Annotated in this window: 6 protein-coding genes; 2 read left to right on the plus strand and 4 right to left on the minus strand. The window is 68.9% G+C overall.

What is annotated here, in order from left to right; genetic code table 11:
- Window positions 1-198 precede the first annotated feature (198 nt).
- Both ACWD04_RS33435 and ACWD04_RS33440 read right to left on the minus strand, forming a co-directional pair.
- Window positions 199-1647, minus strand: a complete 1449-nt coding sequence (locus ACWD04_RS33435) for a leucyl aminopeptidase (protein ID WP_451137491.1) — start codon at window positions 1645-1647, stop codon at window positions 199-201.
- A 2-nt stretch (window positions 1648-1649) separates the two neighbouring features.
- Complete coding sequence (locus ACWD04_RS33440; RefSeq protein WP_451137492.1) at window positions 1650-2186, minus strand: DUF2087 domain-containing protein; 537 nt, start codon at window positions 2184-2186, stop codon at window positions 1650-1652.
- A gap of 878 nt (window positions 2187-3064) precedes the next feature.
- Between ACWD04_RS33440 and ACWD04_RS33445 the strand changes: the two genes are divergently transcribed.
- Both ACWD04_RS33445 and ACWD04_RS33450 read left to right on the plus strand, forming a co-directional pair.
- Complete coding sequence (locus tag ACWD04_RS33445; RefSeq protein ID WP_451137493.1) at window positions 3065-3925, plus strand: class I SAM-dependent methyltransferase; 861 nt, start codon at window positions 3065-3067, stop codon at window positions 3923-3925.
- 122 nt (window positions 3926-4047) lie between these two features.
- Entirely contained in the window at window positions 4048-5301 is a 1254-nt protein-coding gene (locus ACWD04_RS33450; protein ID WP_451137494.1) for an MFS transporter, read from the plus strand.
- A gap of 411 nt (window positions 5302-5712) precedes the next feature.
- On the opposite strand, the gene ACWD04_RS33455 is transcribed toward ACWD04_RS33450, so the two are convergent.
- Both ACWD04_RS33455 and ACWD04_RS33460 read right to left on the minus strand, forming a co-directional pair.
- Window positions 5713-6045, minus strand: coding sequence for a DUF6204 family protein (locus ACWD04_RS33455; protein WP_451137495.1), 333 nt, complete (start codon window positions 6043-6045; stop codon window positions 5713-5715).
- A 927-nt stretch (window positions 6046-6972) separates the two neighbouring features.
- Window positions 6973-7755 carry a HipA family kinase gene (locus ACWD04_RS33460; RefSeq protein WP_451137496.1) on the minus strand — a complete coding sequence of 261 codons (783 nt, stop codon included), beginning with the start codon at window positions 7753-7755 and terminating at the stop codon, window positions 6973-6975.
- Window positions 7756-8214: the final 459 nt, after the last annotated feature.

The following is an 8214-nucleotide window of genomic DNA, read 5'->3' on the forward strand; positions in this document are numbered from 1 at the left end:
CACTCGCGGTACGCGAACAGCCCTCGGCCTACCGAACCCCACCCCTCAAGGGAACACCCCGGCGCACTCGCAACCCCGTACCACTCACCCTCACCAGCACGGTGCGGAAGTCCGGCTGAAACATGTCGGGGTCGCTCGCCTCCCTCGGAAACCGTTCACCCGAAGGAGACTCACCTCCTCGGTGGCCTGCTCCGGCTGTCAGGCCGGCCGACTCGTCGAGAAGAGCCTCAGTGTCTCGATCAATGTGCGCACCGCGAAACCCGTGCCGCCGTGCGGAGTCTCGTCGTACGGGGCCTCGTTGTTGTATGCGGGTGCCGCGATGTCCAGGTGTGCCCAGGGGGTTTCGGGGGCGATGAAGTCCTGGAGGAAGAGGGCCGCCTGGATGGTGTCGCCGTGGCGGTGGGAGCAGTTCACGCGGTCGGCAACCGCGGAGTGCAGGTGTCGGCGTTCATGCGCGAGGAGCGGCAGCCGACAGAGCGATTCGCCCGCCCGGCCCGCGGCTGCGAGGATCGTGTCGGCCAGCCGGTTGTCGGGAGAGAAGAGGGCACCGGTCCGGGTGCCGAGCGCATGCATGACGGCCGAGGTGAGGGTCGCCACGTCGATCACGAGATCGGCGCGGTGAGGGCCCGGGCGGGTCGCGCGGACCAGGACATCGGCCAGGACCACACGGCCCTCGTTGTCGGTGTGGGTGATCTCGGTGGTGGTACCGCCGAGGTGCCGCACGACATCGCCCACGCGCAGCGCACCGCCGCCAGGCATGTTCTCCGCCAGCGGCAGGTAGGCGCGGACGGGCACCGGCAGGCTCAGCCGGGGCAGAGCGGCGAGCGCTCCGACCACCGCCGCGGCGCCTCCCATATCGGCCTTCATGGCTTGCATCTGGTCCGGCGGTTTGAGGGACAACCCACCGGAGTCGAAGGTGATGCCCTTGCCGACCAGGCCGAACGTGGGTGCCGAGGAGCCGGCCGGTGGGGTGTACCCGACTTCCACATACCGGGCCGGTTCGCGGGATCCCCGCGCGACGGCGGCCAGACCGGCGAGGCCGAGTTCGGTCAGAGCGTGGTCCTCGTAGACAGTGCAGGTCAGACCGGTGGCCTCCGCCAGTTGCTCGATCCGGTGCGCGAACTCTCTGGGTGTCAGGAAACCCGCCGGGCAGTTGACGAGATCGCGGGCCAGACAGGTCCCGTCGGCGACGGCCAGCGCTTCGGCGACGGCTTTGTGCTCGGCCGCCGACGCAGTCGCCACGGTCACTTCGGCCAGGGGACTCACCGACTTCCCCGAGCGGTACTCGTCGTACCGGTACAGGGTGAGCGCGGCGCCCTCCGTCACAGCGCGGGCCCGGTCGGCAGCCGGTACATCACCGTCATCCGCCAAGGCGAGATCGAGACGGAGACTACGGGCCGGCCCGGCAGCCCGTACGGCGGCGGCCGCTGCCCGGCGGAAGACGGCGACCGTAGCGGAAGGGGCCGGCCCCAGGCCGACGTTGAGGATCACCGAGCGGCCGTCGGGCGACGGTTCGGCAACGACCTGGCCGGGCCGGGCCACGAAACCGCGGCGGCGGCAGAACGCACTGGCGGGCGTGCCCGTGTGCCAGGCACGCGCGGTGACATCCGCGGGTGTGCGGGCGTCGCCGGCCACTATGCGCACCATCGTCAGACGCGCTCGTAGGTGGTGCCGGACTCGTTCCTGCGCAACAGACCCTCGTCCACGAGGGCACGGCGCAGACTCACCCAGTCGTCGAACCATTCCCCGCAGATGGCGTTGACCTTGGCCTCGGAGTAGGTCACGCCGACCTCGAACGAGTCCTTCACCACGGCCAGAACACGGCCGCGCACCTCAGCTCTGCCCGGGATGGACGTGAGCCGGCCACGGCGGAAGTAGGAGCCCGCTCTGTCTCCGCCGCCCCGGCCGGAGACCCTGACCTCGGCCTGGACCGCGAGTCGGAACGTGTCGTCGAGCAGCGTGTACATGCGCTTTTCGCTGTCGAACGCGGCGATGCGGCCGTCCGCCAGCTTCTGCAGGGCTGCGGCAGCGGCCGGTGGGCGCAGCCGGGCCAGTTCGGCGACCTCCGCCACGGAGGTCGCACCGAGAGCGAGGGCCGCGAAGGCGGCACGCCGGTCGGTCTGGGCGAGGAGACCGACCAAGTCGCGGCAGGAGGGCGAATGGTCCTCGGGAGGGGCCGTGTTCATGGTGTCCATTCCGTCGTCGTTCCGGGGGCCGATCGTCGTCGGAACCTCGGGCGTCTCTACAAGTACCGTGATCCGGGGCCGGCGTCGAAAGCGGTTTTCGGCGTATGGGTACGTTTTCAGCCAGGCAGTTCGCGCGGGGCCGGTGTGCCGGGGGGAGGGGTACCAGGCCCGCCGAGCGATTCGCCCGCAGGGCCTCGAAGGGGGTGTACCCGGTGGGCCGGTGGCTGGTCGGGCTGTTCACGTAAGGCGGGCGCGATCGCTTTCGCGCCTTCGCGGGACGCCCAGGTGGCGGGCTCCGCCGGGGACGGCCAGGAGCAGCAGGGCGCAGGTCTCCCAGCACCGGCGAGTCGTAGCTGATCAGAACAGCCGCCGCGTTGTGGCGCGCCACCGCCACGGCGCGTCCGTTCCTCGATCAATTCACCAATGCGGCGGGCCGGGTCGAGGAATCGATATGCGCACGAACGGCATTCGCTCACGCGGTTCCACGGCATCGAAACAGGAGAGGTGCGTCGAACGCCGGGCACGGAACAATCTTTCCTGCAATCGGTATGTTCACGACAGATCACTCACCCCTTGCCCTTGACGGGAGTCCATCGCATTCGACATACGGCAGTCATGCGGGTCGGTCGCGCGTCACCGGAATTTCACCAGGGTCACCGGAAAGCCTGAATGATCGCCGGAGCCTTGTCAAGACAAAGAGGGTCCCCTAGGGTCTCGATCGAATGAGGACGCTCAAGGATCCGCTCTCCCCAGCATGGTGAATATTTTCTGCCAATATCCCGTCCCGGGTTTCAGAAAGGCGAAGTGATGCCTGACCTGTCCTTTTTCCAGCCGTTACCGCTCCGCATGTGTGATGTCCTGGTTCTGCGAGGCCGGAAATGAAGGTTTCCCTGACCGGCGCGGCCGAGACCCTTCTCGCCCCCCTCTACGCACGGGCCCTGGACGCCCGTTCGCCCCAGCCGCTGCTGGGCGATCAGACGGCATCCGCGCTGGTCGACAAGCTCGACTACGACTTCGGCCGCCTCGGGATGCGGCAGTCAAATGCCGTCGGTGTGGCCCTTCGCGCCCGTCACTTCGACGGGCGCGTACGAGAGTTCCTCACAGCACATCCCCAGGCCACCGTGCTCCACCTCGGGTGTGGCCTGGACAGCCGGGCGCAGCGCATCGCACCGGGCCCGGAAGTGCGCTGGTACGACGTCGACCAGCCGGAGGTGATCGAACTCCGCGAGGAGCTCTACCGGCCCCTGGCGGATCACGAGGTCATCGCCGCATCGGTCACCGACGCCGACTGGCTTGCCCGCATCCCCACGGAACGGCCGGTTCTCGTGGTCGCCGAGGGCCTCACCATGTATCTGGCAGCGGACGAAGGGCCGCGCGCCCTGCGGAACTTCGTGGCCCGTTTCTCCCGCGGTGAGATGGTGTTCGACACCTATGCCCGGTTCGCCGTCCGCTCCACGCGCTCCATGGCGCTGTTCCGCCAGACCGGCGCCCGGCTGGCCTGGGGCGTGGACGACCCTCGCGAACTGGAGCGCGACGTGCCGGGACTGCGGCTGGTCGAAGCTGTCAGCGCCTATGCCACCGCCGACGGCGTCGATCTCCGCCATCTGCCGCGCGCCTTGCGGATCCGACTCATGTTCGACACCGAAGTCCTGTCGCGGCTTCCCCTGTTGCGGCGGGTCGGCCACATCTCCCGGTACGCCTTCGGAACGGAGAACCCGGGAAGCGGGAATGCATTTTGAGACGGAACCAGGCGCACAGGAACACCTTGCCGCCGTGCCTGAACGGGACACCTTCCCTCAGGGCAGAGCGATCGCGCCATTGTCATATCGGTGGCGCCTGAAGGCCCTGCGATACTGGCGCGGTGTTGATCCGGTACCTCCTCTCTCATGCGTTGTCGCTTCTCGGAAACACCGTGGCGGCCATCGCCCTTCCCTGGCTCGTGCTGTTGCGCACCGGCGACGCCGCGGCAGTCGGCCTGGTGGCCGCCGCGAGTGCGCTGCCGATGCTGTTGTCCGCCGTGGCCGGCGGAGTACTCATCGACCGGGTCGGCCGCCGCCGGCTGTCCGTGGGCGCTGACTTCGCCTCCGCCGCCTGCGTCGCGGCACTGCCCATCGTCGACGGGCTGTCGGGGCTGACGGTCGCCTGGTTCGTGGTCCTCGGTGTCGCCGGTGTGGTCTTCGACGTGCCGGGGATGACGGCCAGGGAGGCTCTGGCCCCCGATGTGGCGGCCGCCGCCGGGATCGGCATGGAGCGTCTGGCCGGACTGCGGGAGAGTGTCAGCGGAGGTGTGGTGATTCTCGGGCCCGCCGCGGCCGGGGGACTCATCATCGTCGCTGACCCGACGATCGTGTTGTGGCTCACTGCGGCGTGTTCGGCCCTCGCAGCGCTCGTCACCCTGACCCTCCCGAAGAGCGTCGGCCTCAAGGCCGTGCCCTCGCCCGAGGACGGCGGTCTTCGAGCCGATGTCGCGCGTGGGTTCGGCGTGCTGCGCCGTGACCGGGTACTGAGTGCGGTGACACTGGTGTCGGCGGGAAGCGCGGTCGTCCTCGCACCGCTGGAGAACCTCGTGCTGCCGGTGTACCTCGTCGGCAAGGGATCGCCGGGTGGCTTCGGCCTGGTGGTGTCCTGTCTGGCCGTGGGCGGGATCACGGGCGCGGGCCTGTATGCAGCCTTCGGCTCACGCTGGTCCCGGCGCACGGTTTTCGTGGCCTCTCAGATCATGTCCACAGTCGGCATCACGGGACTTGCCCTGCTCCCTCCGGTGCCGGTGATGCTGGTGGCGGCCGTACTCGCGGGTTTCGGGGCCGGGCCGTTGTCCTCGTTGTTCCTCGTCCTGGTCACGGAGAGGATTCCGCAGGAGGTCCGGGGCCGGGTGCTCGGTCTGCAGAACGCGGTGTCGATGACCGCTATCCCCCTCGGTACGCTCGGTGCCGGCCTGCTGGTCGAGTGGATCGGGCTGCGGCAGACCGGAGCGCTTCTCGCTGTGTCATGGGGTGTGTTGGCCCTGGTGGTCGTGGCCCTACCGGCACTGCGACAGTTGGACACGGGAGAGAAGGAGAGCGGGGCTGCCGAGGCCACCGCCGAGCCGGCCGACCCGGCCGTGGCCGAACGGTAACGGCTCTCCCGACCCGCTCTCACTGCGGCCGCACGACGGTTGTCCGCGAGCCGGACGGGTGGCTCCGTCCTCTGCAGGGGAGCGGCGTGGGCCCTGACCCGTATCAGGCAGCGGTGTCGAAGGCGGTACACCCGCCCGGGCCGGTGCCCGGTGAGACGGCGAGCCGGTGAGGGAGAACTGATCTCGGGCCTCGTGTCCGGTCGGCCGGGCCACTTCCGCGGAGCGCCGGGCCCCGACGCCAGGATGATCCTGGCGTGCGTCGGTGAGCCGAGGACAACGCCGGGAAGGCCCAGCGCACGGCAGGGCCGGACATCAACAGGGTGACGTCATCAGGGCGTCATGATCGCGTTCGCCGACCTTCCGGCACGGTCCCGCCCGGCGCCCTGCCACGCACGGGACCGCACCGAGGGATCAGCGTTTTGTCCCTCGAACCTTGATACGGGCCAGGTCAGATGACCTCGAACGCAGGTCCTGGCAGTCGGCGCCGAGTTCACGGACAGCCGCGGTGGCGAGTTCCTCTGCCTTCGACAGGACCAGTCGCTCGGTGTCGCTCTCGCCGGCCGGGATCAGGACGCGGAAGGCGAACGCGTACAACGGCAAGTCGTAGGTGATCGTTCCCTCCTCGGTGAACCGGGCGGTCAGCACGCCGTGGTCGTCCGCCTGCGCGATTAAGGCGGCCCGCTGTTCGTCGTCGAGGGGAGCGAACCTGCCCTGGGTGATGACCTGATAGGTCGAACGGCTCATGCCGGGGTCTCCAGACGTGCTTCGTGGTGTGGTGGCGGCGGATACCGCCGGGTAGCGCTGACGCGGTGTACGGCGGCCGGACCCGGTGGCGCGGCAGCCGGAACTGCGGACCGGTGACCGGTATGGGGCCACGGCTGTCCAGTACAGCGTTTGCAGTAGGTGAGCATAAACGTCCTGGTGCGGATCTCGCCGACTGTGCCGGTCGCGAGGGATCCGCGGACTCTGGCCATTCCCACCCTTCTGGCGTACAAGCTGACGACCCGCGTTTGCGAACGGCGCCGAGACCTGTGGGCACGGGCGGCACTGTCCGGTCGGGCGTGCCGTGTAGCCGGAGACGGGTGCGCAGTGTGAGTCGGCAAGCGAGGGCCTTGTCATGTCGGCGCCGCCAGGACACAGGGTTGCGAGTGTCTCGCGAGGGGCCCCCGCCCGGCGCGGCCGGACCTCCTCGAACCCGGGTTGGGTCCGCTTGCGGAGAGACAGGACGAGTTCGTGAGCGCCGTCGCTGTCGGCGCAGAACGCCCCGCAGGCGGAGCCGGACTCCTCGACGCGCTGCTCCATCGAGGTCCCGTTCCCCCCTGCCCGGCGAAGGGTACGGAAGCCGACCGAGCCGACCGCAGGAGTTGTTCTCGGGTGAGTGCCCGGTCCTGTTGCCGGGTGAGCCGCTTGCCGATGGTGATCGCCTCCTTCACCGGCCATTGAGATACAAGATTGCATCCCGAGCAGCCTTCGGGAAGGCCCGGTGCGGCGAAGTCCGCCGCGTCGCGTCCCTGCTTGCTGTGCAGTTGACCCTGTCTGGCACGACGTCCTCGGGAGTCGAAGGTCTGCGGCGGCAGCACCCGACTGAGTCTCAGCCGATCCTTTTCGGCCGCTGGCTCCCAGGTGACTGGGAGCACGTGGTCGAGGCCGGCTGCGCCAGGGGCTGCGTGGTCACGCGGCTGTCTCCGGCCACCAGTCGCGTCCGCCCGCGCAACGCGCCAGCAGGTACTCGCAGTAGCGCCCGCGCAGGGTCGCCGCGTCGGCACCGTTCGCGGAGTCCAGAGCCAGCAGGAAGTCGTCCGGCACCAGCGCGAGGATCTCCTCCAGGGCCTGGGCCGTCACAAGGCTCGCCAGTTCGGCGTCGAGGTCCTTGAGGGCCCTGGCACCGAGATCGGCCGCCTGCTCGGAGAGGATGTGCGAGCTCAAGCCGTAGTCCCGGTCGACCCAGCCCCCGTCCACGGCGGGCCACGAGTGCTGGAAGACCAACGCGGCACCGTGGTCGATCGCCCACAACTTTCGGTGCCAGACAAGGAGGTTGGGATTGGTCCAGGTTCGGTCCACATTCGCCGTCAGGGCGTCCAGCCAGTAGATCCGGGCGGACTCCTCGGCGGGCGCACGCCACTCGATGCCGTCGTAGTCCACCGAACCCGGCAGGAAGTCCATGCCCAGGTTCCGGCCGGTACTGGCGTTCAGCAATTGCCGAATCTCCTGGTCCGGCTCGCGGCGGGCCAGTTTGCCGCCCACGTCGAGGAGCACCAGATCGGGCACGCGGATGCCGAGGTATCGGCCGAGCTCGCCGACCACTATCTCCGCGACCAGCGCCGCGGTGCCCTGCCCGGCTCCTCGGAACTTGACCACGTAGGTGCCGTCGTTGTCGGCCTCGATGATGCCCGGCAGCGAACCGCCTCTGCGCAGGGCGGTCAGATATTGAGTGCCTTTCACCTCTTGCAGCATGCGCATCACCCTATCCAAGGCCGGAACGTGATCCAGGGGAGCAGATGACTTCTCGCCATCATTTGGCCCCGAAGGACTGAGAAGCGGAGCCGGCTCGGCTTCGCACTGCTGACGCCGAGCTGACCGGCTTGGTCGACCTGGAGGGCTACCGGGCCGGCCCCCGCATCATCGTGCGCCGTGAACGCCCGCCGCACCCCGGCGCCCAGCTCTCCTTGCTCGACACTGAGGACCACAACCGGTGCTGCAGGACCACCGGCTTCGAACGCTTCCGTCCCGCGAGCCGGTACCGCCGAACCCAGGAAACACCCCACCGGATTCCGCATGTGGCTGCCCGTCTTAACCGCGGTGGCCGGAAGCGGTTCAGTGGTGTGTTTTTCTGCGGGGTTTGGTGTTTTGTGTGTTTGGTGTCAGGGGGTGGGGTTTGTTGGGGTGTGGGTGTGGGTGAGGTGGGTGGTGAAT

Source organism: Streptomyces sp. NPDC002911, from assembly GCF_053591835.1.